Annotated in this window: 22 protein-coding genes, 1 tRNA gene and 2 pseudogenes; 15 read left to right on the top strand and 10 right to left on the bottom strand. The window is 63.8% G+C overall.

From position 1 onward, the window contains the following. Nucleotides 1-162: 162 nt before the first annotated feature. From G4O04_03325 to rsmD, 7 genes are all read left to right on the top strand, one after another. Nucleotides 163-510, top strand: coding sequence for a hydrogenase maturation nickel metallochaperone HypA (locus G4O04_03325; protein HEY57563.1), 348 nt, complete (start codon nucleotides 163-165; stop codon nucleotides 508-510). Between the two features lie 436 nt (nucleotides 511-946). Next, entirely contained in the window at nucleotides 947-1,903 is a 957-nt protein-coding gene (locus G4O04_03330; protein ID HEY57564.1) for an SDR family oxidoreductase, read from the top strand. Then, nucleotides 1,900-2,361 carry a GtrA family protein gene (locus tag G4O04_03335; GenBank protein HEY57565.1) on the top strand — a complete coding sequence of 154 codons (462 nt, stop codon included), beginning with the start codon at nucleotides 1,900-1,902 and terminating at the stop codon, nucleotides 2,359-2,361. Before G4O04_03330 ends, G4O04_03335 begins: the two co-directional genes overlap by 4 nt. Before the next feature lie 43 nt (nucleotides 2,362-2,404). Next, nucleotides 2,405-2,908: an acyl-CoA thioesterase gene (locus G4O04_03340; protein ID HEY57566.1), complete on the top strand. Its 504-nt coding sequence runs from the start codon at nucleotides 2,405-2,407 to the stop codon at nucleotides 2,906-2,908. Between the two features lie 332 nt (nucleotides 2,909-3,240). Continuing rightward, nucleotides 3,241-4,299, top strand: a complete 1,059-nt coding sequence (locus tag G4O04_03345) for a magnesium chelatase (GenBank protein ID HEY57567.1) — start codon at nucleotides 3,241-3,243, stop codon at nucleotides 4,297-4,299. Next, nucleotides 4,296-4,682, top strand: coding sequence for a hypothetical protein (locus G4O04_03350; protein ID HEY57568.1), 387 nt, complete (start codon nucleotides 4,296-4,298; stop codon nucleotides 4,680-4,682). Before G4O04_03345 ends, G4O04_03350 begins: the two co-directional genes overlap by 4 nt. A 46-nt stretch (nucleotides 4,683-4,728) precedes the next feature. After that, nucleotides 4,729-5,340, top strand: coding sequence for a 16S rRNA (guanine(966)-N(2))-methyltransferase RsmD (gene rsmD, locus G4O04_03355; GenBank protein HEY57569.1), 612 nt, complete (start codon nucleotides 4,729-4,731; stop codon nucleotides 5,338-5,340). An 84-nt stretch (nucleotides 5,341-5,424) separates the two neighbouring features. On the opposite strand, the gene G4O04_03360 is transcribed toward rsmD, so the two are convergent. The 3 genes from G4O04_03360 to G4O04_03370 all read right to left on the bottom strand — a co-directional run bounded on the left by G4O04_03360 (nucleotide 5,425) and on the right by G4O04_03370 (nucleotide 7,520). After that, nucleotides 5,425-5,928, bottom strand: coding sequence for an NUDIX domain-containing protein (locus G4O04_03360; GenBank protein ID HEY57570.1), 504 nt, complete (start codon nucleotides 5,926-5,928; stop codon nucleotides 5,425-5,427). 24 nt (nucleotides 5,929-5,952) lie between these two features. Continuing rightward, nucleotides 5,953-7,371, bottom strand: a complete 1,419-nt coding sequence (locus tag G4O04_03365; protein HEY57571.1) for an aldolase — start codon at nucleotides 7,369-7,371, stop codon at nucleotides 5,953-5,955. 76 nt (nucleotides 7,372-7,447) lie between these two features. Further along, a tRNA-Thr gene (locus tag G4O04_03370) sits at nucleotides 7,448-7,520 on the bottom strand. A 179-nt stretch (nucleotides 7,521-7,699) separates the two neighbouring features. On the opposite strand from G4O04_03370, the gene greA reads away from it, so the two are divergent. After that, the gene (gene greA, locus G4O04_03375; GenBank protein ID HEY57572.1) at nucleotides 7,700-8,161 is read left to right on the top strand and encodes a transcription elongation factor GreA; all 462 of its coding nucleotides are present in this window, start codon (nucleotides 7,700-7,702) and stop codon (nucleotides 8,159-8,161) included. A 65-nt stretch (nucleotides 8,162-8,226) separates the two neighbouring features. On the opposite strand, the gene G4O04_03380 is transcribed toward greA, so the two are convergent. The 4 genes from G4O04_03380 to G4O04_03395 form a co-directional block, all read right to left on the bottom strand. Beyond that, nucleotides 8,227-8,799 carry a histidine phosphatase family protein gene (locus G4O04_03380; protein ID HEY57573.1) on the bottom strand — a complete coding sequence of 191 codons (573 nt, stop codon included), beginning with the start codon at nucleotides 8,797-8,799 and terminating at the stop codon, nucleotides 8,227-8,229. Next, nucleotides 8,796-10,100, bottom strand: coding sequence for a glucosyl-3-phosphoglycerate synthase (locus tag G4O04_03385; GenBank protein HEY57574.1), 1,305 nt, complete (start codon nucleotides 10,098-10,100; stop codon nucleotides 8,796-8,798). The genes G4O04_03380 and G4O04_03385 overlap by 4 nt, the downstream gene beginning before the upstream one ends. A gap of 596 nt (nucleotides 10,101-10,696) precedes the next feature. Continuing rightward, nucleotides 10,697-11,950 (bottom strand): glycosyltransferase family 4 protein, encoded by a 1,254-nt coding sequence (locus tag G4O04_03390; protein ID HEY57575.1) that lies wholly within the window; start codon nucleotides 11,948-11,950, stop codon nucleotides 10,697-10,699. 11 nt (nucleotides 11,951-11,961) lie between these two features. After that, complete coding sequence (locus tag G4O04_03395; protein ID HEY57576.1) at nucleotides 11,962-13,215, bottom strand: glycosyltransferase family 4 protein; 1,254 nt, start codon at nucleotides 13,213-13,215, stop codon at nucleotides 11,962-11,964. A 38-nt stretch (nucleotides 13,216-13,253) separates the two neighbouring features. Between G4O04_03395 and G4O04_03400 the strand changes: the two genes are divergently transcribed. The 7 genes and pseudogenes from G4O04_03400 to G4O04_03430 all read left to right on the top strand — a co-directional run bounded on the left by G4O04_03400 (nucleotide 13,254) and on the right by G4O04_03430 (nucleotide 19,070). Further along, nucleotides 13,254-14,174, top strand: coding sequence for a CPBP family intramembrane metalloprotease (locus G4O04_03400; GenBank protein ID HEY57577.1), 921 nt, complete (start codon nucleotides 13,254-13,256; stop codon nucleotides 14,172-14,174). 136 nt (nucleotides 14,175-14,310) lie between these two features. Next, the gene (locus G4O04_03405; protein ID HEY57578.1) at nucleotides 14,311-14,742 is read left to right on the top strand and encodes an Hsp20/alpha crystallin family protein; all 432 of its coding nucleotides are present in this window, start codon (nucleotides 14,311-14,313) and stop codon (nucleotides 14,740-14,742) included. A 131-nt stretch (nucleotides 14,743-14,873) separates the two neighbouring features. Beyond that, nucleotides 14,874-15,578, top strand: coding sequence for a rhomboid family intramembrane serine protease (locus G4O04_03410; protein HEY57579.1), 705 nt, complete (start codon nucleotides 14,874-14,876; stop codon nucleotides 15,576-15,578). Nucleotides 15,579-15,617: 39 nt separating this feature from the next. Next, nucleotides 15,618-16,466, top strand: coding sequence for a hypothetical protein (locus G4O04_03415; protein HEY57580.1), 849 nt, complete (start codon nucleotides 15,618-15,620; stop codon nucleotides 16,464-16,466). Between the two features lie 36 nt (nucleotides 16,467-16,502). Next, a pseudogene (locus tag G4O04_03420) lies at nucleotides 16,503-16,694 on the top strand (helix-hairpin-helix domain-containing protein). A 770-nt stretch (nucleotides 16,695-17,464) separates the two neighbouring features. Then, a complete protein-coding gene (locus G4O04_03425; protein ID HEY57581.1) occupies nucleotides 17,465-18,340 on the top strand; it encodes a hypothetical protein in 876 nt (291 codons plus the stop codon). Between the two features lie 16 nt (nucleotides 18,341-18,356). After that, nucleotides 18,357-19,070: a hypothetical protein gene (locus G4O04_03430; GenBank protein HEY57582.1), complete on the top strand. Its 714-nt coding sequence runs from the start codon at nucleotides 18,357-18,359 to the stop codon at nucleotides 19,068-19,070. 58 nt (nucleotides 19,071-19,128) lie between these two features. Here the strand turns inward: G4O04_03430 and G4O04_03435 are convergent, their stop codons facing one another. The 3 genes and pseudogenes from G4O04_03435 to G4O04_03445 all read right to left on the bottom strand — a co-directional run bounded on the left by G4O04_03435 (nucleotide 19,129) and on the right by G4O04_03445 (nucleotide 24,887). Next, complete coding sequence (locus tag G4O04_03435; protein HEY57583.1) at nucleotides 19,129-20,253, bottom strand: hypothetical protein; 1,125 nt, start codon at nucleotides 20,251-20,253, stop codon at nucleotides 19,129-19,131. A gap of 3 nt (nucleotides 20,254-20,256) precedes the next feature. Then, nucleotides 20,257-24,306, bottom strand: a complete 4,050-nt coding sequence (locus tag G4O04_03440; protein HEY57584.1) for a GAF domain-containing protein — start codon at nucleotides 24,304-24,306, stop codon at nucleotides 20,257-20,259. A gap of 26 nt (nucleotides 24,307-24,332) precedes the next feature. Beyond that, a pseudogene (locus G4O04_03445) lies at nucleotides 24,333-24,887 on the bottom strand (transposase). Nucleotides 24,888-25,101: the final 214 nt, after the last annotated feature.

The raw sequence follows: 25,101 nt of genomic DNA on the forward strand, positions 1-25,101 counted from the left end.
GTATAACTATGCAGTGGAACCCCCATCCCAAACCCGGAGAACTTCACCCTTCCGCCCCTAAATTGTGACATTCTTCACTTGGCAAAAGGCCTTTGGAGACCTACAATGGAAATGGAAGAACCCCCAGGCTGACACTCGGCGCACTGGTCAGGAGGTGGTTTGATGGATCGGCACGAACAAGTGGTGCGACAACTGGTCTCCCAGGCATGCGAACAGGCCAACGGCAAACCCGTGCTGGAAGTGTGGCTGGCGGTGGCGCTCTGTGCTGAACTGGACGACAAAAACCTGCACTTCTATTGGGACAAGTGGGCCGCAGGCACGCCCTGCCATGGGGCCAAACTCCATGTACGCCAGGTCAAGTACATTCAAGAGTGCCCCCAATGCGGTCATATCTTCCCCGCGAATGACCTGCATGAGCCCTGCCCGGAATGCAACACCCGGCACAGCGCCACCCTGGTCGGTGAAGACTGCGTCCTGCTGGAGCGCATCGCCACATACGAGGGGCGTTGAGCACCTCAACGGGCAGCCACTCCTGAGGTGTGGACCTGGCTCTCACCGCTCCACCCTCTCAAGTCTTGAGAAGGGAGCGCGGGGATCGCTCCCCACTAAAGGCTGCCTGCTGAGGCCGTTTCCGCACAAGCCCCCGTGATGCGCCCCTGGTTACCTCAGGGTCGCGTCCGCCTCTCACGGGCGCGCAACGGATTGCGCCTTCTCAGCAGGCGGCGAGGGCGGGGCAAAAGCCCTTCCCTCGCCCCCTGAGGCCAACAGGGCTCTCACCGCCCTATCACCTCCCTTTCGTTTCCTCCTCCATCCGTAGTGTTTGTCAGACTCCCTCCTGCATGCGCCATCCCCGGCTGGCCTGGCCGGGGATGGCGTTTTCCCATGGTATACTCCATACGCCGTCTGTAACCCGGCGGCCGCACATCGATTCTGGAGGATCCTGATCATGCGCATTTTGGTAACCGGTGCGGCCGGCTTTTTAGGGTCGCATTTGTGCGACCGCTTGCTGGCCGAAGGTCACGAGGTCGTGGGGATGGACAACTTCCTGACCGGCGACCCGCAAAACCTGGCCCATCTGGCCGGGCATCCGCGCTTTTCCTTCATTCGCCACGATGTCTCCCAATTCATTTTCGTGCCCGGCAAAATCGACGCCGTGCTGCACTTCGCCTCGCCGGCCAGCCCCAACCGCAACTCGCCCTACGGCTACCCCAACCTACCCATCCAGACCATGAAGGCCGGCGCCCTGGGCACGCTGAACACCTTAGGCGTGGCCCGCGCCCACGGCGCCCGTTACCTATTGGCCTCAACCAGCGAGATTTACGGTGACCCCGAGGTGCATCCGCAAAAAGAAGACTACTGGGGCCATGTCAACCCCATCGGCGAGCGGGCGGTGTACGACGAGGCCAAGCGCTTCGCCGAGGCCCTCACCATGGCCTACCACCGTTTCCACGGTGTGGACACCCGCATCGTGCGCATCTTCAACACCTACGGCCCCCGGATGCGCCTGGACGATGGCCGGGTCATCCCCAACTTCGTGAAGCAGGCGCTGCGCAGGGAGCCGCTTACGGTCTACGGCGACGGCTCTCAGACGCGCAGTTTTTGCTATGTGGACGATCTCATCGATGGCATTTATCGCCTACTGATGAGCGACGAGCATGAACCGGTGAACATCGGCAACCCCGACGAGTACACCATCCGCCAACTGGCCGAAGAGGTCAACCGCCTCACCGGCAACCCTGCCGGCCTCACCTTCTTGCCCGATGCCCGGGACCGCCACGACCCCCAGCGCCGCTGCCCCGACATCACCAAAGCCCGCACCGTGCTGAGCTGGGCGCCCCAGGTGGCTCTGGAAGAAGGCCTCGAACGCACCATCGCGGACTTTCGCAGGAGGTTGGGCCTTTGATTTTGCAGCATGCCAACGAACGTCGCCGCTTCCTCAAATTCGCCATGGTGGGCTCATTGGGTGCGGTGGTCGATTTCAGCGTGTTCAACCTGCTCACTCTGCTCACCCCCATCCCGGCGTTGCTGGCCAGCGTGATTTCCTTTCTAACCGCCGTGACCCACAACTTTCTCTGGCACCGTTTCTGGACCTTCCCCGACTCCCGCAGCAAGGCCTTGAGCAAACAATGGGTCCAGTTTGCTCTGGTGAGCCTGGTGGGGCTGAGCATTCGCACGCCCCTTTTCGCCCTGCTGGAAAAGCCTTTACGCGTGCTGTTCGACCGTCTGGCCCTACCGTTGCCCTTTTCGCCCTCGTTTTTGGGCCACAACCTGGCTCTGGCCATCGTCGTCCTCATTGTGATGGTGTGGAACTTCATCGCCAATCGGCTCTGGACCTTCAACGATATCGCGCTGGGGACTTGAGGAAGGAAACAGCGAAAGGCAACCTACGGATGAGGAGCAAACCATGACCTTACCAGGCAAACCGGTCAGCGCCTCGCGGGTGAGCATCGCGCAATTGATGCAACCCCAACACGCTAACAGCGCCGGCAGTGTCCACGGCGGCTGGATCATGAAACTGGTGGACGAGGCCGGTGCCCTGGCCGCCATGCGCCACGCCCACCGGCGGGTGGTCACCGTGGCCGTGGATCAGATGATGTTCCAGCGGCCCATCCCCATCCCCAGCCTGGTCATCCTCACCGCCGAGGTGTCGTACACGGGCCGCACTTCCATGGAAGTCGAAGTCCATGTCGTGGCCGAGAACCCCGTCACCGGCGAAAAGGTGCACACCAACACGGCCTATCTGGTCTATGTGGCCCTGGACGATGAAGGCAACCCGGCCCCGGTGCCGCCGCTCATTTTGGAAAACGAAGCCCAGCGCCACCGTTTCGAGGAGGCCAAAGCCCGCCAGGCCTTTCGCCTGCAACAACGCGCCCAGGCCCGGCGCAACGAACAGGAAGCCCAGTCATGACCCCCGAAGAACCGGAACGCCCGGCAAAGGACGCCCTCTGGGACGCCGGGGAACCGCCCGGCCCGATGGGGATGGGCGAACCCCGTCGGGGACGGCACCCTACCCCAGAGTCCGAGAACCGGACCTCCGGGTCCAGCCCGCGCCCTCAGGGTTCCGCTTCCCCAAAAAGATCATCCCCTTCCCCGCACTTCGTCCCTCCGGGCACGGTGCGTTCCCTCAAGGAACTCATCGACATCGTCTCCGGTCGGGCCTTCAAGCCCGAGGTGGAGGAGGACGCCGGATACGCCGGACAGGTGCCCTTCCCCTTCCTGGCCATCGTGGGTCAGGAGGAAATGAAACTGGGCCTGTTGCTGGCCCTCATCAACCCGGCCGTGGGCGGGGTGTTGCTCATCGGCCCGCGGGGGACGGCCAAGACCACGGCGGTGCGCGGGCTGATCGACCTGCTGCCCCAGGTGCCGCGCAGCCTGTGCTACTACGGCTGCCTGCCCGAGGACATCGAGACCGGGGGGCTGGAGGCCGTGTGCCCCGACTGCGCCCGCAAGTATCAGGAGGGCAAACCCCTGGCCGTGATAGACCGGGTGCGGCTCATTGAACTGCCCCTCAACGCGCGGCTGGAGGATGTGGTGGGCGGGCTGGACGAGCGGGCCGCGGCCCAGCGCCGTTTTCGCCTGCGCAAAGGCATCCTGGCCCAGGCGGACCGCAACCTGCTCTATGTGGACGAGGTCAACCTGCTCGCCCCCGAGGTGATCGACGCCATCCTCGACGCTGCCGCCCAAGGCCATTACACCGTGCGCCGCGGAGCCCTCACGGCCACCTACCGCTCGCGCTTCGTGCTCATCGGCTCCATGAACCCCGAAGAGGGCGGCCTGCGGCCCCAAATTCTGGACCGCTTTGGGCTGCGGGTGCTGGTGCGCGGGCTGACCGACCCCCAGCAGCGCCTGGAAGCCTACCGCCGCGCCCAGGCCTATCGCGCCAACCCCCGCCGCATGGTGGCCCAGTACGCCGCCGAGACGGCCCTGGCCCGCGCCGAAATTCAGGCCGCCCGCGACCTGCTGCCCCAGGTGGAATTGCCCGAAGCCGTGGCCCGGGTGGGCCTCCGCCTGATCGACCGTCTGGGCATCCATTCGTTACGCGCCGAAATCACCTTGTTCGAGGCCGCCCGCGCTTTGGCCGCCGCCGACACCCGCACCGAGGTCACGGTGGAAGACCTGCGCCAGGTGGCCCCCATGGCCTTACGCTTCCGCCGCTCGGCCTTCATCCGCGATTACCTCACCCGTCAGGAGGACGARGARGAGGAAATCCGCTCGGCATGGGAAAAGGCCGCGCCCACAGCCAAAGCCCCAACGCGAAGGGCCCCTGCCGAGGAAACCCCAACCGGAGAACAGCCATGATCGATGCCAAAGCCCAGGCCGCGATGGAAGCCCGCCTGGCCTCCTATCGCGAGGGACGATACGAGAGAGCCGTGGCCCAATACAGGGCCGCCGTAGACCAGGCCCTTTATCTCTTCAAGGCTTACTTTTACCTGGTGGAGGGGCTCAACGCTCTGGGGCGGGCAAAAGAAGCCCTGGATGTCACGCTGGAAGCCCAGCGCATCCACCCGGCCAGCGCCGCCATGGATTACAATCTGGGCAAACTGGCCCGCGGGATGGGGCGCCTAACCGAAGCCCGCACATACTACGAGAGCGTCCTGCGCAAAGTGGCGGGGGATACCAATCTGGACGACCCCAACGCCATGGGACGGCGCATCGAACGCCAACTCGCCGCGCTTCCCTGAAAAGGCTTTGCGCACCAAGTTTCTACACCTCTCTCCTGGAGTGCCCATGAGCCCGCGAGTGATCAGCGGCAGCGCGAAAGGCCGCAAACTGTTCTCCCTGCCCGGAAACATCGTCCGGCCCATTACAGACCGGGCCAAGGAAGCCCTGTTCAACATCCTCGGCCCCGACATCTTCGGCGCCACCCTGCTGGATCTGTTCGCCGGCATCGGCGGGGTGGGCATCGAGGCGTTGAGCCGTGGTGCGGCCTTCGTCCGCTTCATCGAATGGAACCCCAAGGTCGTGCGGGTGCTGCGGCAGAACCTGGCCCACTGCCGGCTCAACGACCCTCAACGGGCCGAGGTGCTCCACATGGACGCCTTTGCCTTGCTCACGCACCCGCCGGACTGGGCCTTCGACTACATTTTCATCGCTCCGCCCCAGTACAAGGGCCTTTGGAAGAAGGCGTTGCTGCTGGTGGATGAACATCCTGGCTGGCTGGCCGAGGACGGCTGGGTGATCGTCCAAATTCACCCCAACGAGTACGAAGCGGTGCCTCTCAGGCACCTACGGGAATTCGACCAGCGACGATACGGCAGCGTGCTGCTGGTGTTCTACGAGCGCGTGGCCCAAAACACCCCAGAGGACATGGCCGACGAAGGCGAAGCCACCCAGGCTTGAGCCCACCCCCTCGAAGTCCAAAAACAAAAACCCGCACCACGGTGCTCCCGTGGCGCGGGTTTGGTTTCGGTGCGAGGTTGAGGTTCATCCAAAGGTGATCCGCAGTTGCCCCTGGGCGTCGAAGGTGTAAAGGGCGAAAAAGGGCGGGGCATCCGGCTGCCAGGCCAACACGCGGGGGAGTACCACCCGCAAATCTTCCACCAAAGGATAGCGCGTCAGTTCGGTCACCGGAACCCACTCGGGCTGCCCTTCCGGTGAAGGGGAAGGCTCCCACCCCTCGGGAGCCTCCCCTCGGAAGACGAAAAGCCCCACCCCGGGATCCTGCCCGGTGTCGATCGTGACGATCCCAACCAGGTGCAGAGAAGCGTCCTCCAACCTGGCTTCTTCGCGCAGTTCACGGCGGGCGGCGCTGAGCACATCCTCGCCGCGCTCTACATGGCCGCCCAGGCCGTTGTACTTGTTGGCCCAGAGGCGCTTGGTCGGCGCCCCTTTGAGCAGGAGCACCCGCTCCCCCCGGAGGAGAAAAACGAGGGTACGCGGCACCACGGTGTACCGGTCGTGAGAAGCGCCCTGATCGCCAGGCTTCATCGCACGGCTCTTGAAGCGCGAAAGTCAATCTGCCAGATCGCTCAAATCTTCCTCGTCGCCCGCCTCAGGGCCTAGATAGGCTTTGAGATCCGGGCGGATGACCACGGGTCGCACGAAGCGCTCCACCACCTCTCGCGTGCCGGCCACACCCAACTGGCCAAAAATGTTGCGGAACATGGCCTCCCAGGTCTCGCCAGCAGCCTCCTTCACCGCCTCGTCCAGCGCCCACAGTTCGGCCTTGAAGGGGCCGATGGCCCGCTTACGGGCTTTGTAGTAGAATTGCTCCTCGGTCATTCCCGGCTTGCGCTCCTGGGCGTGATGTTCGGCCACATAAGCGTACATCTCCTGACGGAGTGCATTGGGGATGAGATCGTAAAGGATGTTCATGAAGTTCGTGGCCAGGTGAATTTCCACGGCCTCGGCTTCGGGGAACTTGGAGAAAGCGTCCGGCGGCAGGGTGGAGGCCCCGTGTTGCACCGCCCCGCCCAGGCCGTACACTTCACGAGCCACCCGGCTGAGGTGGCGCAGGGTGTCAAAGTCCACCTTGACCCGGGCCAGCGTGCCGTCGGGGAGCACCACGCCGCCGTGGGAAGTGCCGGTTTGAATGCTGATTTTGCTCAGGCCAGAAGCGCCGGGGGCCAATTCGGCTAGGGCCTTGTTGAAGCCGTCCATGTACGCCCGCAGTTCGGGTTCGGTGGAATTGCGACCGCCCACCTCGCCGATTTCGCCACCCACGGAAACGGTCACCCCTTCCGGCTCCAGACCGCGCAAAAAGGCCGTGAGTTCCGCCGAGAGACGGACATTGAGGGCCTGTTGCTCATCCACGGTGGGCTTGTGAATGTCCACCAGCGTGGAGGCATCGATATCGATGTTGAAAAAGCCAGCCCGCAAGGCCTCGTCGATCAAGTCGCGGACGGCCTGTTCCTCGTCTTCCGGGGCTTCGGCATAGCGTTTGGGCGAAATCTGGAAATGGTCGCCCTGGAGGAAAACCGGCCCCTGGTATCCTTCGGCCACCGCCGCGGCCAGGATTTGCGCCGTGTACTCGGCCGGGCGCTGAGCGGTGTAGCCGATCTCCGACCGGGCGATTTCGAAGATCACCGCGGCGGCGTCCATGTCCCGCATCACCCGAAAGGCCCGCCGGGCGGCATAGAACGGCAAAGCGCGCAGATTGACGGCTGGTACCGTGAAGCCCAGAGGCGCCTCACCCCGTCCCCGGGCTCGATACAACTCGTGAATGGAAGCGGGCACCACCCCCAATTCCAGGGCCACGGCCCGCACCAGCCATTGGGCCCGGCGGCGCGTTTCGGGTTCGGCCAGGGCCGCCTGAAAGGCCAGTTTTTCCATCTTTGAACGCACGCGGGGAGCGTCGAGCACCTTCACGCGGTCGCCGGACAACGCCACGCTGTGCTCCAACAAATCAAGCAGAGGGATCCACAAGTTCATCGACTCGACTCCTTCGGCGGGATCAGCGACAGGGTCGCTGCTACGCAAAAACGCCCGTGCAAAGCCGGGCGCGTTGAGCCACCGACGGGATTTGAACCCGTGACCCACCGCTTACGAGGCGGTTGCTCTGCCGGCTGAGCTACGGTGGCTGGGCAACGCCAATTATACAGGAGAACCAGGGAGATGACAAGGTGAGAAGAATATCTGCAGCGCCCAAAATCTTGATTTCCTCCTTGCTTTTGGTATAATATGGCTCACTTGAATCCCCCCTTTCAAGATGCCTTGCCCGAACGGCAGGGCACTTTCCATTTTCCATCGAGGATAAGGCATGAACGCCACTTACCTGACCCCAGAAGGGCTGAAAAAACTCCAGGAAGAACTGGAGTACCTACGCACCGTCAAACGTAAAGAGGTGGCCGAGCGGCTCCACGCCGCCCTGGAAGAAGGGGGCGACCTCACCGAGAACGCCGAATACGAAGCGGCCAAGAACGAGCAGGCTTTCGTGGAAGGTCGCATTCAAGAACTGGAGCACTTGCTGGCCAGCGCCAAAGTCATCGAAGATATGCAACGCGATGTGGTGGATGTGGGATGCACCGTGACCGTGGAAGAGGAAGACGGTATGGTGTCCACCTACACCATCGTCGGCCAGGCCGAGGCCGCCCCTCAAAACGGCCTGATTTCCAACGAATCGCCCCTGGGCAAAGCCCTCATGGGGCACAAGGTAGGCGACGAAGTGGAGGTACGCGCCCCCGGTGGACAGTTCAAAGTGCGCATCCTTAAGGTGGAATAAAGCCTTTCCCCAAGCCTCCCCAGGCCTGACCACTCCATCCGCCATGGTCAGGCCTTTTTCTTTCCTCAGGAGGGCACTTCGATCACCTCGTAACCGGCGTTGGGGATGGGAATGCGTCGCACGGCCAGCGGGTCAAGGCCCTGAAACCTGATTTTGGCAAAGGCCAGCGGCAAGCGGTGGGCGACCAACACCACCGTCTCCTCCGCGTGCCGCCGCAAGATGTCGTCCAGCGCGGCATTGACCCGTTGTTGCACTTCGGCCAGGGTCTCCCCACCTGGCGGGCGCACCTCCCAGGGCTCTCGCTCCCACCTGGCGAAGCGTTCCGGCCAGCGGCGGGCGATTTCGACGGCCAGCACCCCCTGCCAGGAGCCCAGGTGGATCTCCATCAGGCGCGGCTCCGGTCGCAGCGGCAAGCGCCACCGCCGGGCGATGGCCTCGGCAGTGCGCCAAGCGCGTCGCAACGGGCTGGCGTAAACGCCCACCGGTTGCGTCTCCGCAGCCGCCAGCCGGTCCGCCAGCGCCTCCGCCTGGGCCTTTCCCTGGGCGTTGAGCGGCGGGTCGGCCTGGCCCTGATAACGCCCTTCCACGTTCCAGGCCGTCTGCCCATGGCGGACCAGAACCAGTCGCGTGGCGGTCATGCCCGTCCCCCCGGCTCTACTGGGCGGCGGCCGAACTTTTCCCGGTATTCGGGCAGGGTTACGATGGGCGGGCGCTCCCGCTCGCGGATCTCCTGCGGCTCCAGCCAGTAACGCCCCATCTCGTAACGGATGAGGTTCATTGTCTTGTTGAAGTCCTCCAACAAGCGGATTTTGTGCCGGTCCTCCAGGCGGCGAATGACCACCTGAATGATGGCAAAGGCCATCTTGGAAAGGTCACGCAGGGGCTGATTGCGGTGGATGCGCTCCTGCAAATCCACCTGGGCGATGGCGCCCAGGCCGAAACGCGAGAGAAGGTCAATCAACAAGCCGGTCTCCACCCCATACCCGGTGAAGAAAGGCAGTTGCTCCAGCGCCTGCCGTCGGCCGGCGTACTCGCCGGCCAGCGGCTGAATCAGGCCGGACAACTCCGGGAAGAATAGATTGAGCAGAGGCCGCGCCGTGAGTTCCGTCACTCGGCCACCGCCGCCCGCCACCATCTTGCTCCCCTGTTTCAACGGACGGCGATAGAACCCTTTGACATACTGGATGCGGGGGTTGCGCAGCAGAGGCCCCAAGAGGCCGTAGACAAACCGGGGGTGAATGTTGCGGATGTCGGTATCAATCCAGACGATTATGTCGCCTTGGAGGACATACAGACTTTTCCAAAGGGTTTCGCCCTTGCCGTGATAAGCGCCGTATTGCGGCAGCACCTTTTGATGTATGTACACCGGGATCCCCAGGTCGGCCGCGATTTCGCGGGTGTAATCCACCGAACCGCTGTCGATGAGCACGATTTCGTCCAGCAACGGCACCTCCTCCATGAGGGCCGTTTTCATGGTGGTGATGATCTGCCCGATGGTGGCCTCCTCGTTGAGGGCCGGCAGGCCCAGGCTGATGGTCACGCCCTGGGCTTCCTTGAGGGCCACCAGTTCCTCCAGGGGGAGGAACTCCTCGCTGCGGAAGGTGTTCTCGGCAAACCACCGATCCACCAAGACCGCCACGGACGAGGATACCGGGGCTGTGCCGGGATACAGCACCTGCCCCTCAGAATCCTCTCCCTCTTCCTGAGCCGGAGGCCCAGGGGACTTGACGATCACTTTTAAGACATCCAACCCCTGAAGCGCGTGCTCCAAAAGCGGACTGAGCAACGCTGTGGCCTGCCCGGAACGCGTGGGCGCACCCAGCACCACCACCTGATAGCGCCCCGATTCGCTATCCAGGGCCTCCTCCAACGAGCCCACCGCGACCACAGAGCGTTTGATCTCAGGCAGGCCATGAAGCACCGGGGCGAACTGAGCCATGGGCTGCCCGTCGACGCCCCAGGTCGCCTCCCCGATAGCGTGCAGCAGGGTAATCTCGGCGCCTTGATGACGGGCGATGGCCAAGGCCACCCGTAGAGCCGTTTCGACGTGGGGGCCGCCCCGCACCGGAAGTAACACCTGCCGCACCTGCCCCCAGGTGTATTCCTGACTGCCGGCGCGCACCAACAACACAGCGCAGGGCGGAGCGGCCAGCAGAGAGTGCTCCAGCGTAGGCACAACCTGATTGGGCCAAGCCAAAAGCAAGGCATGCGCTTGCTCTTCCCGCACATAGGCCCACAGGGTCTCCCACATCTGGGCCGCGGGGCGCACCACGGTGTGGATATGTAGCGGCAACACGCCATGGCGGCGCATCACCTCATGCACCTCGCTGCGCAAATGCGCCATGGCGCCGGCAGCCACGCTGGCTGGTTCATCCTCCTCTACGCTTAGAACCAGGAGCATGACCACTCGCCCCTGCTGGTCGCCATCGGCCAGCATTTTGGCCAGCGGGAGGAGCAGTTCAGCTTCCTCCGCTGAGGCCACCGGCACCAACACGCGCTTATCAACTACGCTCTCATTCTGCTGACGGTGCAGGGTCATGGTTCGCTCCTCAACACAGACTCAATGAGCGGCACAACCTGATGACGCACAATCTGAGCCCAGATATAACGTTGCTTCACCCTTCGCCGCATGGCGTAGATGGGGTCCTGGGCTAGCCAAGAGGCGACCCTCTCGGCCGCCTCTTCGGGCGAGCCTTCCGGGTCGAAAGTCACCGCCAGGTCCCCGGCGCTCTCGCGCACCGGGGGGATGTCGGCGGCGAAGATGGGCAGGCGCAACAAACCCGCTTCCAGCACAGGGATGCCAAACCCTTCCCGCAGGCTGGGGAAAAGCAACGCATCGGCCAAAAGGTAAAGTTCGGCCAGCACCGCTTCAGAGACCTCCAGCGGCTTCCCCTGTTCTCCGTGCTGATACAGAAAATGTACCTGCGCTTGCAACGCCAACTCCTGCCGCAGGCGCATTAGTTGCTCCAGGTAAGCCACATTAGTAGGGTTGTGCGGGCCGGGAGGACCGGTTACCACCAGCATCGGGTCAGGCCAACGCCCCCTGAGCGCCGCCAGCATCCGCAGCGCGAACTGGATGTTCTTCCGCCGAGTAATGCGCGCCGGGAGGATGAACAGCGGGTCGGCCTCCCACAACCGCAGGCGGTCAGCCAGCCTCTGGGTGTCCGGGCTGAGGCGCAACAGACGGGTCGGTTCCACCCCAGGGGGGACCACGGAGATCTCCTGGGCGGGGAGATTCAGCAAACGGGCCAGTTGCTCCCGCCGGTGCTCCGAGACTACCACATACTTCACCCCGGGCCAGGGGGTCTTGAGCAGGTTCCAGGGATAGGCGTCGCGTAAGACCGGAATGTAAAGGGCATCCTGCCAGGCAAAATCGTGACACCAACCAATGATGGGGAAGCCCTCTTGCGCCAAACGATGAAGGGCCGCCGTTAAGGGCAGGTTTTTGTGCAGCGTCAGCGCGTTGTGCACGATGAGCACCTGCACCCCCTGCAGCCGTTCGCGCAGACGCTGATAGATGTGCTCCCGCCACCGGTCGAAGGCCGTGCTCACCTCGCCCTGGGCCAGTTGCTCGTTCACCTCAGCCAGGGGCGGAAAGCGGGAATCCACCATCGGTTCGGCGATAAAGTCCACCTGAGGGGCAAAAGCCGCCCCCCGGCCGGCGATGACCGTCACGCGATAGCCCAGCCGGCTCAAATGGAGGGCGTGATAGTAAATGGTGGTCTCCACGCCGCCGATGATCGGCGGCGCAGCGTAGTGCAGGATGGCGACATGGACCTGACGGGTCATCTCCTCATCCCTCAGCAACGCTGCAGCAGGTGCGCCAGAGCCACTTCCAGCGTGCGGTAGGAAAAATGACGCTGAGCCACGCGGTAGTTGTGCTCGGCCTGGGAGGCCGCCCACTCGGGGTCGGTCAGCAGACGCCGGGCAGCGGCCACCGTGGCGTCGTCCACGAATCCTTCAAAAGCCACCACCTTAAATCCCTTGGGTTGAATATCGGTGCGGAAGATTTCATAGGCGCTCATCACCAGCGGCCGCCGGTAGTAAATGGCCTCCAGGAACGCGTTTCCGAAGCCTTCCACCGCCGAGGGGTAGGTCACCAAATCGGCATTGGCGTAGGCGTCGGCCAAGGAAAAGACCGGCTGCCCATCCGGGCGGGTGTGACGATGATAGGCGAAAAACTCCCCGGCGAACAACACCTGCACGCCCAACAACGAAGCCACTTCGGCCAGGTAAGTTTGATACGCCAGGCCTTCATCCCCGGCGCGGTGGGAGACCACCAAAACGGCTGGCAAATCCAGGCGCCGTACCAGTTCGATAGCCTGTTCAATGCGCTTGCGTGGCACCACGCGGGTGGGCTGCAGGATGAAATAGACCCCATCGGGGATGCCCAGCGCCTGACGCACCTGAGCGGTCACTTCATCAGGCAGCGGCGGGGGATGGTCGAAATCCATCACATTGGGGATGACCAGGGAAGATACCCCGGTGCGCAAAGCCAGTTGCCGCGCGGCAAAGGAACTGATGGTCACATGCACAATGCTGGGCAAAGTGGGAGGAAAGGCCGCCCGGAGGTAATCCTCTGCCGCCGAGCGGGCAAAGCGCACCCGCTCCCAGGCGAAGTCATGGTGGTGCGCCACCGTGGGGATCTCCGTTTCGGCCACAAACTCGGTCAGCGCCAGGCCCAGGGGAATGTGCACCGGCAGGGAGAGGGCGTTCTCGGCGATGAGCAAATTCAGGTCGAACCGCTCCCGGAAACGGTACAGATGGCACTTGAGCAGGTAACGCAACGCCTGCACCCGCCCCGAGGTCTCCGAACTGCGGCGATAATCGTCAAACAAATCGCGGGTCAATGCCAGCACTTCCGGATGCTGAAAGAAGGCCTCGGGCACCACATAACTGCGCTCTTCGGGGCGATCGCACTGACCAGCAAAATAGAAGCACTGGTGCCCCATCCCCTCCAGCACCTGGGCCCACTTGGCGATTTCCAGGGAAACGCCGTCGGTGCCCGCAATTCGGGTGGAAACGAAACCGATGTGCAAAGGTCGCTTTTTCATGCGACAATTATAACCAACCCCACTCCCAGGAGGTCCACATGCTCTCTCATCTGGCAGCGTGGTTGAGTCTGGCAGCGTTCCTGGGCTTGGCGGTGCCCTCCGTGCGCCGCTGGGGAGAGGCTTGGGTGCAGCGGACGGGCTGGCCCAGCGCGCTGCTCTTGCTGCTCCCCTACCTCCTCGCCGCTGCCCTGAGCGCCCCCGTGGTCGACATCCTGCGCGTGCTGGCCTACCTGCTGGTGCCCACCGCCATCGTCCATTGGGCCCAGCCGCGGGGAAAAGCCAGCTGGGGTGCCCTGCTGGCCGGTCTGACCATCTGGTTCCCCTTGGAGCCGGAGTTGTTCCTGCTCCCCTGGGGCGGCAAGGTGGCCGGACCCTGGCACTGGTTCATGCTCCCCGAGGTGAGCGCGCCCCTCGCCGGGGACCTCTCCTTACCCATCGCCAAGATGACCGGCGTGCTGCTCGCCCTGTACCTGTTCCTGCTCTACCGCCCCCTGGAAGGCATTGGCTACACCGCGCGGCTCACACGCCGCGATGGCAGCCTGGCGCTGCGGGGGTTGGGTATGTTCATGGTGGCCGGGGTCCCTGTGGGGTTCGCCCTGCGCTTTCTCACCTGGGTGCCCCACTGGCCCGGATTGGGGCAGGCTTTACCGGCGCTGCTGGCCATCTACCTGTTCACCGGAATTCCCGAAGAGTTGCTCTTTCGCGGCGTGTTCCAAAACGCCTTCCGGCGGTGGTTCGGCGAGGAGGGAGGCCTGGTGGTGGCTGCCGTGGTGTTCGGTCTGAGCCATCTGGACAACGCCACCCCCGGGCATCCGGTGCCCAACGCAGCCTACGCGCTCATGGCCACCCTGGCCGGGCTGGCCTACGGCTGGGTCTGGCGGCGCAGCGGCAAAATCACCGCCGCCGCCCTCACCCATGCGTTGGTGGATTGGCTCTGGTGGCTGCTCTTTGGCGGCTAACCAGGGGCAACAGGCAGGGCTTCTTGCAAACCTCTGATCTTTTGTTAGCGCGTTTCTAACACACACCGGGTAGGATGAAAGCGTCGGACGCAGGCACAAGACGCCAAAACGCCATCATCTCGAAAGGAGGTGAACGATGCTCTACTATGACCCCCTGCGCCGGATGCAGCGCTTGATGGATGTGATGGATCGCCTGATGGAGCAAAGCGTGATCCCCGCCCGCGCCCTGGAGGAGGTGTCGCGTGGCAAGGTGAGCCTTCCGGTGAATGTGCGCGCCGACGGGGACACCTTTATCATCACCGCCTGGGTGCCCGGCGTCTCGGTGGACGACCTGCACATCCAGATTCTGGACAACACCATCTCCATCGAGGGCGAATTCCAGGCGCCGGAGGAGAACGACTACCTGGTGCAGGAGATTCCGGTGGGCGCGTTCCAGCGGGTGATCACCCTGCCCACGGCGCTGGAGCCCGGCGAAGCCGAGGCCGAACTGCGTGACGGCGTGCTCACCCTGCGCGTCCCCAAAGCGCAAGCCGTACGGCCCAAAGAAATCAAAGTCAAAGCCAAATAAGGCCCGCCTCCCCTGAAGGGACAGGAGAGGGGCAATAGGGTAGGACATCCTACCCTATTTTTGTCTCCCGCTTGCCTTCCCCGGCAAAGTGGGTTACCCTTGAAAAGAGAACCTTCACCGCGAGGCAAGAGATGATTCCATTACGAGACACCATTCGCTCCCGCTCCCTTCCCATCGTGACCTGGCTGCTCATTCTGGTCAACGCTCTGGTGTTCTTCTTCGAACTGAGCCTGGGGCCACGACTGTTGGAGCGCTTCATCTATGCCTTTGGCATGATTCCGGCCCGCCTGTCCCTGGCCCACCCCTGGAGCCTGCTCACCCTGCTCACCGCCACCTTCCTGCACGGCGGGTGGATGCATTTCCTGGGCAACATGTGGACGCTGTACATCTTCGGGGACAACGTGGAAGACCGCATGGGCTCCGGGCGTTTTCTGCTCTTTTATCTGCTGGGCGGGGCGGCGGCCAACCTGATGCAGGCCTGGGCCTATCCCAACAGCCATATCCCCGCCATCGGGGCCAGCGGCTCCATCGCCGCGGTGTTGGGGGCGTACTTTCTCTTCTTCCCGCACGCGCGGGTCATCACCCTGGTTCCGTTCTTCTTCCTGCCCTGGTTTGTGGAAATCCCCGCCGTGTTCTACTTGGGCGTGTGGTTCCTCACCCAGTTCTACTCCGGGCTTTTCGCCCTGGCCCTGCCGGCCCAGGCCAGCATGGGCGGCATCGCCTGGTGGGCCCATGTGGGCGGCTTCCTTTTCGGTCTCTTTTTAGGGCGGGTGTTCCAACGGCCTCAACCCCGTACCTGGCATGTGTGGTATCCCGATGAATACTGGCCCTGGTAACGCATCCCCCACATCATCCTGAGCACAAGGAGGGCGCCAATGAACGTGCTCGACCTGTTCTGGATTTTCCTGATGATCGCCTCGTTGCAGCCCGTCATCCGTCAGCGGATGCTGGAAGCGGCGCGGGTCCGCCTGATGCGCTCCCTGGAACAGAAGCGCAAGAGCCGGGTCATCGCGCTGATCCATCGCCAGGAAACCCTTTCTTTCCTGGGCTTCCCCATGGCGCGTTTCATCGACATCGACGATTCCGAACAGGTGCTCCGGGCCATCAAACTGACCGACCCCAAGGTGCCCATCGACCTCATCCTGCACACGCCGGGAGGCCTGGTGCTGGCGGCGGAGCAAATTGCCAACGCGCTGAGCAGGCACCCGGCCAAGGTCACCGTGTTCGTGCCCCACTACGCCATGTCCGGCGGCACGCTCATCGCGCTGGCTGCCGATGAAATTGTGATGGACGAAAACGCCGTCTTAGGGCCGGTGGATCCTCAACTGGGGCAGTACCCCGCGGCGTCCATTCTCCAGGTGGTGGAACAAAAGGACATCAACCGGGTGGACGACGAAACCCTCATCCTGGCCGATGTGGCCCGCAAGGCCATCGCCCAGGTGAAAGCCACGGTCAAGCGCATCGTGGGCGACCGCTTCACGGAAGAGCAGGCCGAAGCCCTGTCCGAGGCGCTGGCCACCGGGCGCTGGACGCACGACTACCCCATCACCTTGGAAGAGGCCCGCGCGCTGGGCCTCCCGGTCTCCACCGACATGCCGGCCGAAGTGTACCAACTCATGGCCCTCTATCCGCAAGCCACGCCGCGCCGACCCTCGGTGCAGTATATCCCCGTGCCATACCACGCGCCGCGCAACGGCAACCAGAAGCCCCCCCGTCAGGGCTGAAGGTACCTTTGGGCGGCGCACCCCAGGAGGTAACCCATGAACGAACAAGACCTTGCCCTACCCCTCGACCTCAATCGGGCCAGCCGCGAGGAACTCCTCGCCCTACCCGGCATCGGCCCCGCCCTGGCCGACCGCATCCTCGCCGCCCGGCCCTTTGCCCAGGTGGACGACCTGCAGCACGTCCCTGGCATTGGGCCTGGCCTGCTGGAACAACTGCGGCCCTACCTCACCGTGGAACGCGCCGCTGAGGCCACCGCAGAAGCCCCGGCTCCCTCAAAGGCGCCTGCCGGGGAAACCGAAAATGCGATGCCTCTGGCCGAGGAGGAACCTCCCGCCAAACCCTCCGTTGAGGCCGAAGAGGCACCTCTGGCCGAACCTTCCGCCGAGGCCGCGGAGGAGGCCCCGGAGCCGCCATCTGAACCCGCTTCCGCCGAGGAAAGCCCGCCCGAGGCGGCTCCCGAAGCCCCCGAGGCGGAGCCCCTGGGAGCAGCACCCACCTCCGAGGCGGGTTCCACCCCCGAGACCCGGCCCGCCCCCGGCGAGGTCCGGGCCGCCACCCCCTGGGGGGCGTTCTTCCTGGTGGGGGCCGCGTCCTTCATCCTGGCCCTGCTCGTCACCCTGGGCATCCTCTCGGCCATCAACGGCGGCCTGCGCTACACCACCCCTGGCCAAACCCAGGCCCTGGCCCAACAAGTGGCCCTGCTCAGCAATCAGGCCGACCAACTGAGCGCCCAAATCCAGGGTCTGGAACGCCGTCTGAGCCGCGTGGAGGCCCTGGCCCAACAGGTGGACACCCTCCAGGGTCAGGTGGAGCAACTGCGCGGCGACCTGGACGATACCCGGCGCCAGGTGCAGACCTTCCAGGAACAGATGGACACTTTGAGCACCGCCGTCGAGGAGACGCAGACCAAAGTAAATCTCTTCCAGCGATTCCTGGAGGGGCTCCAATCCCTACTGAACACCTTGATGGAACCCCAACCCCTCCCGGGAGGCGGACAATGAACGACCTGCCGCGCCCTTCCTTTGGCGAGCGCCTGCTGGCCGCCTTTCTGGCTTTCATGCGGATGCTGGCCAAGGCCGTGCTCATCGTGCTCTTGCTGGGCCTCCTCGCCGGGGCCGCGTACTTCGGCATCCCTTATCTCTACCGCACCTACATTCAGCCGATGGAAGAAACCCAGGCCGCCCTCACCACCTTAGAAACCCAAACCTCCCAACGGCTGGAGGACCTTTCCACCCGCGTCAACCAGTTGGAAGCCAACAACGCCCAACTCCAGGGGCGCATCGACGCCCTGGAAGAGCAACAAAGCCGCACGCAAGCCGCCCTGGAAGCGTTGCAAACGGTGGTGGATGAGCAGGGCCAGGCGCTGACCACCCTGGACGATCTGCAAAAGCAACTGGATGCGCTTGACGCCCGGCTGAAGGACCTCGATACGGCGCTCACCAGCGTGCAAGAGAACACCCAGGCGTTGCAGGGGCAACTCGAGGCGTCGCAACTGGCCGTCAAGCCCCTCTTCCATTACCTGCGCCTGCTCCAAAGCATGGAGCATCTCACCCGCGCGCGGCTCTTTCTGAGCCAGGCCAACTACGGGCTGGCCACGGACGAGATCCGGGCGGCCCAGACGGCGCTGGGTGACCTGGCCGTGCAGGTCACCCCGGAGCAGGCCGACGCCGTGCGCGAGGTGGTGGACCGGCTTCAGCGGGCGCAGAAACGCCTGCCCCAGCGCCCCGTGTTGGCCGCCGAAGAGATGGACATCGCCTGGCGATTGCTCAACGACCTGCTGCCCTTGCTGACCACCCCGCCGGGGACGCTCTCCCCCACTCCCGCTGCCGAAAACACCCCCACGCCCACTCCCACCCCAACGCCCAACCCCTGAATCACGGAGGTAACCCATGACCGAAGAAATCAAACAACCCGAAACCCAACCCTCCTCCGAGGCCTCTCCGCCCCCTCAGGACACGGTTCCTCTGAACGCCGCCACCGGGGCGGCCGAACCTTCGCCGGGCCAGGAAACCTCTGAAGCCCCGGAAAAGAAACCCGAAAGCCGCTTCAAGCGCTTCCTGCGCCGTCTGCTCTGGACTCTGGTAGGGGTCTTCGTGGTCTTCGCCGCAGGGTTCATCACCGCCTGGATGATCTTCTACCGCCCCCTGGAAGCGCAGAAACGCAGCCTGGAACAGCAATTGCAACAAATCCAGGAGGAAAAAGCGGCGCTGGAAGTCACCAAAGCCGACCTGGAAACCAAGTTGCAGGACGCCCAGGCCCGTCTTGCGGACCTGGAAGACCAAGCGAAGACCATCGCCGCCGAGCGCGACCAGGCGCAAACGCTGCAATACCTGCTCTCGGCCCTGGCCGACACTTACGCCGCTCAACTGGCCCTGGACGCCGAAAACCCCACCTCAGCACGGCTCCATCTGAGCAATGTCCAAGCTTCCCTGCGCCTGCTGGCAGAACGGTTGCCTGAGCAGAAAGAGGTGTTCACCGAGATGAACCAGCGGGTGGACAAGGCCATGCAAACCCTGACCACCAGCCCCCTCACCGCCCAGGGTGAACTGACCGCTCTGGCCGACTACTTTTTGCAGTTGAAGAACCTGATCACGAAAAAATGAGCCACTAAGGCAAAGGCCGGGGAGACTTTCGCCCCGGCCTTTTTGTCTCTCGTGGCGGTTACCCCAACAACGCCACCAGAAGGTGGTTGTCCAGCACCCGAGGGGCCTCTTCCTCCCCTGCGGGACGGGCCAGAGGGCCGTAGGTGTAGCCGCCCAAGATGGGAATCCCCTCCCCCAGCACCTGTTGCACTGCGCGGTACACATCGTGTGGATGGGCCCAGAACAGATGCGCCCAGGCCCAATCCACCAAAAGGAGCGCCATCTGAGGCCGGTGGGCGCCGAAAGCCTCCAGCGCCTGTTGGGCGGCCCGGCGGGCGGCCTCCAGGCACTCCGCAGCGCTGCCCACCATCAGATGGGCTTTTTCCCCCCGCCGCAGCGGCTGACTCATCCTCAACCCGCCGTCGGTCTCCACGGCCAGCGGGGCGTAAAAGGTGAAGGCCCCCTCCCGCTCCACGGCCAGCGGATACAGGCGGGCTAACTCGCGCAATGGGGGGCGGGTCCACTCGCGTTCGCTGCGGCCCAGCCATGCCGCCAAGCGTTGCGCGGGAGGCTCACCATCCAGGCGGGAGACCCACTCGGCGCGGCTCTCTGTGACCTCGGTCAACAGCCCACTGGAGCCCCAACCGGTTCCCCAGGCCATGTGCACCCGCACGCCCTGCAAAGCCAACAGCGCCGCACCTCCGCCGCCGCCTCGGCTGCCGCCACACAGCAACGGCGGCACCATGTAGGCCACATTGCCCACCAGGGCCCCCAGCAATGGCCCCTGATGCTGCGCCAGCCAGCGCATCCAGCGGGGCATGCGAGGGAGTTGGGCGTCCAGCAGGGTGAGCAAGAGACTGGTCTCGCCCGGAAAGAAGGCTTGGGGTTCGGCCTGTTCCAGGTCGGTGAACCATCGCGCCCGCGCCTTCACCCCTTCGCCGGCCAGAAGCGCCACCTCCAGCGAGCGGGAAGGCCGGCCATCTTCGCCGAAAATCTGTCGCAGCGTGCCGCCCCACACCGGCACATCCCCCAGGAGCACCCGCAAGGCCGGGAGCATGGCGGGCAGGTTGTACTCCTGTGAGGAAAGCAAAATCACCGCTTCGGGCGTTTGCCCCAAACGCGTCAGCCCCTGATGCACCAGTTTGGTAGCTGCCTCCGGAGTGCGATCCCAACGGGTGGATTCCCGAACGATCTTCAAGGCCATAACTCAGGCTCCCGTGCTCGACTCGGCCTCACCCATGGACGACGCCTCTGCTTCTTCGGCCGCCGTAGCCACGGGCACCGTGAAATGGAAGGTCGTCCCCTGGCGGTACACGCTCTCAAACCAAATCCGCCCGCCTTGCAACTCCACCAGGTTCTTGGTGATGTATAGGCCCAACCCGGTCCCCGGCTGTTCTCGGGCGCTTTGGTCGGCTTCGGAGCGGAAGAACCGCTGAAAAATGCGTTTCTGCTCCTCGGGGTGAATCCCCAGGCCGGTGTCCTCCACCGCCAGATGGACCACGCGAGGCGGCCCCTGGGGGTCCCATTGATTCGCAGTCGCCTCGGCCATCACCCGAATCCGCCCCCCCTCAGGCGTGTATTTATGGGCGTTGGAGACCAGGTTGGTGAGGATCTGGGCCAGGCGCATGGGGTCGGCCCAGACCTCCGGCAAATCCGGCGGCACTTCGAGGAGAAGTTCCTGCTGTTTGGCTTCGATTTGCGGCCCCAAAGAAGAGACCACTTCTTCGACTACCTGGGGCACAGATATCCGCTGAAAGTTCAGGCGCAACTGGCCGGCCTCAATGCGGGAAATATCGGCCAGGTCGGAGACCAACGCCGCCATACGCTCCACATTGGTGCGAATGATATCCAGGAAATTGCGCTGATTGTCGTTTATCGGGCCGACCACCCCGGAGCGTAACAGGTCGGCGTACCCACGGATGGAGGTCATGGGCGTCTTGAGTTCGTGGGCCACAAAGGAAACGAACTCACTCTTGGTGCGATTGGCCTCCTGCACGGCGGCATAGAGTTGGGCATTGGTGATGGCGATGGCCGCATGCTCCCCCAAACGGGCCAGAAAGCGCAACTCCTCTTCGCCATAGGCCTGTTTGGTATCGCTTTCCAGGAGCAACACGGCCAGCACCTGGCCCTCCCGCAAGATGGGCACCACGACCTGCGCCTGAGTCTCCGGGCGTAAGGCAAAGTCCTCGGCCACATTGTCCGCGGTCAGGCGTTGGATGGTGGAAGTCGTCAGCGCCCGCCGGATGCCCACCCAGTCCAAGGGCAATCCGTCCTCGCGGTAGGAGGCCAGGGCCGCCCCAAAGCCCTCTTCGGCCAGGATGCGCAGCCGGTCCTCGCGCAGCAACCCGATGAGCGCCGCCGCGGATTGCGTGCGGCGCATGGCCCATTGCAGGGTGACCCGCATGGCACGCCGCAAATCCAGGCTGGCGTTCAACTCCCGGTCGATGAGTTCCATCGCCGTCAGTTCTTCCACCCGGGCCGCCAGGGCGCGATCCGTCTGGGCATACAGTCGGGCGTTTTCGATGGCCACGGCCGCCTGGCTGGCCAGCGCAAGCAGCAACTGCCCTTCTTCCACCGTGAACCGGGTGCCGTCCCGTTTGTCGAACAATTCCAGCACCCCCACCACCTTTTCCTGCGCCACTAAAGGCACCACCAAAGCCGTGGTCGCGCCGGGCTCCGAGGGCTGTTGGCCAAGGGCTTCGGCCATCTCGGCCCGTTGCGGCGGCCAACATAAAGGCTCCTGGCGCTCCGCGGCCAGGAAGACCCATGAGGAAGGTTGGGGGTCGGTCTGCTCCTTTAGTTCTCCCTGCTGCGCCGCCAACCCCCAAGCCTCGGTCCCCGGTTCCACCAGCCAGAGACGGGCTGAGTGGGCATCCAACAGGCGGCGCGCGTTGGTCAGCAAACGCTCCTGCAATTCATTCAGGTTCAGCGTGCCGGTGATGGTACGCCCCATCTCGTTGAGCAAAGCCAACTGTCGGGCGCGTTGCTCGCTTTGGCGAATCAGGCGTGCCTTGACCATCGCCCCAACGGCCAGATCGGCCATGGTTTGCAGCAGGTCCTGATGCTCGGCAGTGTACCGGATATCCCACCGGGTGTGCCCTACGGCAAGCACGCCGACCAGTTCCTCGCCGGCAAACAGAGGGGCGCCCATCCAGGCCACCAGGCCCTTTTCCTCAGGCAACACTCCCTGCGCCCGACACGCCTGCTCGTAGTGCTCCGTGCGTTGCACCCGCCGTTCACGGATGACCCACCAGACCAGGCCCTCATCTTCAGCCAAGGGAACCTGCTCCAACGCAGACACGCGCTCCTCGTCGCGTAAGGCCAGGACACGCACATACCGCTCCCGCCGCGGGTCCCACAACACAATGTGCAACCAGGAGGAGGGGATCAAACGTTGCGTATGGGCGGCCACCAATTCTAGCAAAGACTCCATATCGGGGACGGCGTTGATCCCCTGAGCCACACGCATCAAAGTGTTCAGTTGGGTAACCCGGCGGCTCAAAGTGCTCGCCGCGCGTGCGCGCTCCAGCGCCAGCGCCGCCTGTCGAGCCAGCCCCTGCAAATACTCGATGTCGGGCCGCAGGTACAAAGCGCCCCGCTGCGGGCCCAGGGCCAGGAAACCAACCAGGTCCTTCTCCTGCCCGGGCAACGGCACAAAGAGCACGGCCTGCAGCAACAAAATCCGCGGCAAATCGTCCTGCACCCCGGCAGGGGGCTGCTCCTCCGCGCCGAAATAGTACCCCGGTTTGACCCGACTCAAGAAACGCACAAACGGACTGTCTCCCCGGAAGTGGACATCGGAAGTGGTGGCGCCCTGGGCATCCACGGCTGGGCGATAATCCCCCGTCAAAGGGTCCCGCACAAACAAGTGAATCGGCTGAGCCGCTAAATCGGTGGCGATAAACTCCCGAAGCAATTCCCAAATCTGGGCCTCGGTGGCAGCCGGGATGAGGGCCTGGCCAAAGGCTTCCAGCCGCTCCTGATGGCGTTGCCGACGACGGACGAAAACCCGCTCAGCCAAATTCTGCAACCGCTGCCGCAGAGGGTCCAATCCCAAAGCCATCACAAAAGCAAAAATGCCCACCCACCAGGGGTGTTGGGCCATCCAGTGAGCCCCCAGCGTCAGACTCATCCCGGCCACAACCAGGGCATATCCCCCATAGACCATCGCCGTGAGCAGAGCATAGACCCAACCCTGTTCCAGCAAAGTCTCCACATAAAACCAACGATAGCGCAACAACGCATAAGCCGTGCCCAAAGGGAACAGGGCCAAGGGAAAGATAAACCACAGGGAAAAAGGCCAATCCAGGCCCAGAGCCGAGGCCAGAGCCCAGATGGACAGAGGGCCGAAGGCCAGCACAGCGCTCCACAAGGTCAAACCAGTCCGCTCGCGCACTAGAGGAGACCTGGCGCTCACACGCAACTTTAGGTTGACCCCCAGATAGAACAACATGGCCAGCGCCAGGTAAACCTCAATGGCGCGCAAGGCCACCACATACATCAACGGGTGCGCCATATCATACAGGGCCACACTACCCCACACCCCCAAACCCAACCCCAGAAGCAGCACCCCCCTTTCCTGCCAGGAAAGGGGGACCGCCGCAAAGGCGCTCCGCAGGAAGGCCAAGGCCAGGGCCAGCAGAGCCCCTGCCGTCACCCCCAAAGCCAGGCTCCACAACCAACTCCAGGCGTGCACGGCCAAAGCGTTGAGCAAACTCCCCACCGCAAACCCTGCCGAACTCACCCCCACCCCAAACCAACGGGCGGTCACTTCCTGACGACGAGCGAGAAACACCCACCAGCCTACCGCCAGATACACCCAGCCCACCAGGTAGGGGCCGTAAAAATAAAGCCAGCGGTCATCTTCAGGGAAGCGTTGCAGGGGCAACACCACCACCTCGCGCCCCCGTTTGTGCCGGTCCACAAGCAACGTGACCCACTCACCCGGCTGGTATGGGCGCAACAGTTGGCGTAAAGAGCCCGGCCCGCGATAGGGCTTTCCCTCCACCCGCAACAAGCGATCCGGGAACCTCAACCCCTGCGCCACGGCCATCCAGGTGCCGGCGTCCTCTGGCCCCAAATTGCTGAAATAGCCTGTTGGCTCAACAATGGCCCCCAGGAAAGACAGCCGCAGCCAACGCGCCGTGCTGACGCCCACGGCCACCATCGCCCCCAGGAGCAAAAGCAAATACCCCCAAACCAGCGCTCTGGGGATTTTCTGCTGCCAGTTGGAAACAGACACACGGGGAAGAGACATCCTTGGGGCCTTCGCGTTGGATTGCCTCAATTGTATGATAGCCTGAGCAATCGCGCAAGCCAGGAAACGGAACACGGAGCCCCATGCGCGCCGGAGAAGATGGTAGCGATCCCCCACAGCCGCCCCGGCCATCTTCGGGATAGAGCCCTTGTTTGGGACTTGGATGCCTCCGGAGGTCTGTGAAGAGCCCATCCGAAAAGTCCGACAACTCGGAAGGTAAGCCAGGCGCAAGCAAAATGAAGCATAGCCAGATAGTTCTCGACTTTCTTCTCCCAGCGGATCAGCAAGCGTCGAAAGCGGTTGAGCCAGGAGTGCGTGCGCTCCACGACCCATCGTCCTGCGCGGTAGCCGAGGATCTCACGCTTCTTCGCCTCGCGCCCGGATGGGGGCGATATAGCCCTAAGCGACCACCAGCTCTCGAACCTCGGCGTCGTCATAGCCTTGGTCCAGGCACAAATGCTGCGGCGCCTCCTTATGTGGGCTCGGGACGCTCCACAACGATGGCTTCCCTCGTCGGTCCGGTCAACTTCATGGCGTGCCCATTGGCCCCTGCCACGGCCAGGCCGATGGGGATGCCGTGCCCCTCGGTCAGCAAGCTCCGCTTGGTGCCCGACTTACCCCCATCGGTCGGATGGGGACCGGTCCCCTTTCCCCCAACGGAGCCTTGGTTATCGCCCCGTCCATGGACTGCCACTCCCAATCCGGCCCGATCTTCGCATCGTATTCCAGCACCCCCGCCCGCCACAATTTCTCCAACACGCCGGCTTTCCGCCACACCTGAAATCGATCATGGAC

Source organism: Anaerolineae bacterium (assembly GCA_011176535.1).
Lineage (GTDB): Bacteria > Chloroflexota > Anaerolineae > Anaerolineales > DRMV01 > DUEP01.

Coding starts and splice junctions, on each gene's coding strand:
- G4O04_03325 (HEY57563.1), top strand. CDS start 163: ATGGATCGGCACGAACAAGTGGTGCGACAACTGGTCTCCCAGGCATGC.
- G4O04_03330 (HEY57564.1), top strand. CDS start 947: ATGCGCATTTTGGTAACCGGTGCGGCCGGCTTTTTAGGGTCGCATTTG.
- G4O04_03340 (HEY57566.1), top strand. CDS start 2,405: ATGACCTTACCAGGCAAACCGGTCAGCGCCTCGCGGGTGAGCATCGCG.
- G4O04_03350 (HEY57568.1), top strand. CDS start 4,296: ATGATCGATGCCAAAGCCCAGGCCGCGATGGAAGCCCGCCTGGCCTCC.
- rsmD (HEY57569.1), top strand. CDS start 4,729: ATGAGCCCGCGAGTGATCAGCGGCAGCGCGAAAGGCCGCAAACTGTTC.
- G4O04_03360 (HEY57570.1), bottom strand. CDS start 5,928: ATGAAGCCTGGCGATCAGGGCGCTTCTCACGACCGGTACACCGTGGTG.
- G4O04_03365 (HEY57571.1), bottom strand. CDS start 7,371: ATGAACTTGTGGATCCCTCTGCTTGATTTGTTGGAGCACAGCGTGGCG.
- greA (HEY57572.1), top strand. CDS start 7,700: ATGAACGCCACTTACCTGACCCCAGAAGGGCTGAAAAAACTCCAGGAA.
- G4O04_03380 (HEY57573.1), bottom strand. CDS start 8,799: ATGACCGCCACGCGACTGGTTCTGGTCCGCCATGGGCAGACGGCCTGG.
- G4O04_03385 (HEY57574.1), bottom strand. CDS start 10,100: ATGGCTCAGTTCGCCCCGGTGCTTCATGGCCTGCCTGAGATCAAACGC.
- G4O04_03390 (HEY57575.1), bottom strand. CDS start 11,950: ATGACCCGTCAGGTCCATGTCGCCATCCTGCACTACGCTGCGCCGCCG.
- G4O04_03395 (HEY57576.1), bottom strand. CDS start 13,215: ATGAAAAAGCGACCTTTGCACATCGGTTTCGTTTCCACCCGAATTGCG.
- G4O04_03400 (HEY57577.1), top strand. CDS start 13,254: ATGCTCTCTCATCTGGCAGCGTGGTTGAGTCTGGCAGCGTTCCTGGGC.
- G4O04_03405 (HEY57578.1), top strand. CDS start 14,311: ATGCTCTACTATGACCCCCTGCGCCGGATGCAGCGCTTGATGGATGTG.
- G4O04_03410 (HEY57579.1), top strand. CDS start 14,874: ATGATTCCATTACGAGACACCATTCGCTCCCGCTCCCTTCCCATCGTG.
- G4O04_03415 (HEY57580.1), top strand. CDS start 15,618: ATGAACGTGCTCGACCTGTTCTGGATTTTCCTGATGATCGCCTCGTTG.
- G4O04_03425 (HEY57581.1), top strand. CDS start 17,465: ATGAACGACCTGCCGCGCCCTTCCTTTGGCGAGCGCCTGCTGGCCGCC.
- G4O04_03430 (HEY57582.1), top strand. CDS start 18,357: ATGACCGAAGAAATCAAACAACCCGAAACCCAACCCTCCTCCGAGGCC.
- G4O04_03435 (HEY57583.1), bottom strand. CDS start 20,253: ATGGCCTTGAAGATCGTTCGGGAATCCACCCGTTGGGATCGCACTCCG.
- G4O04_03440 (HEY57584.1), bottom strand. CDS start 24,306: ATGTCTCTTCCCCGTGTGTCTGTTTCCAACTGGCAGCAGAAAATCCCC.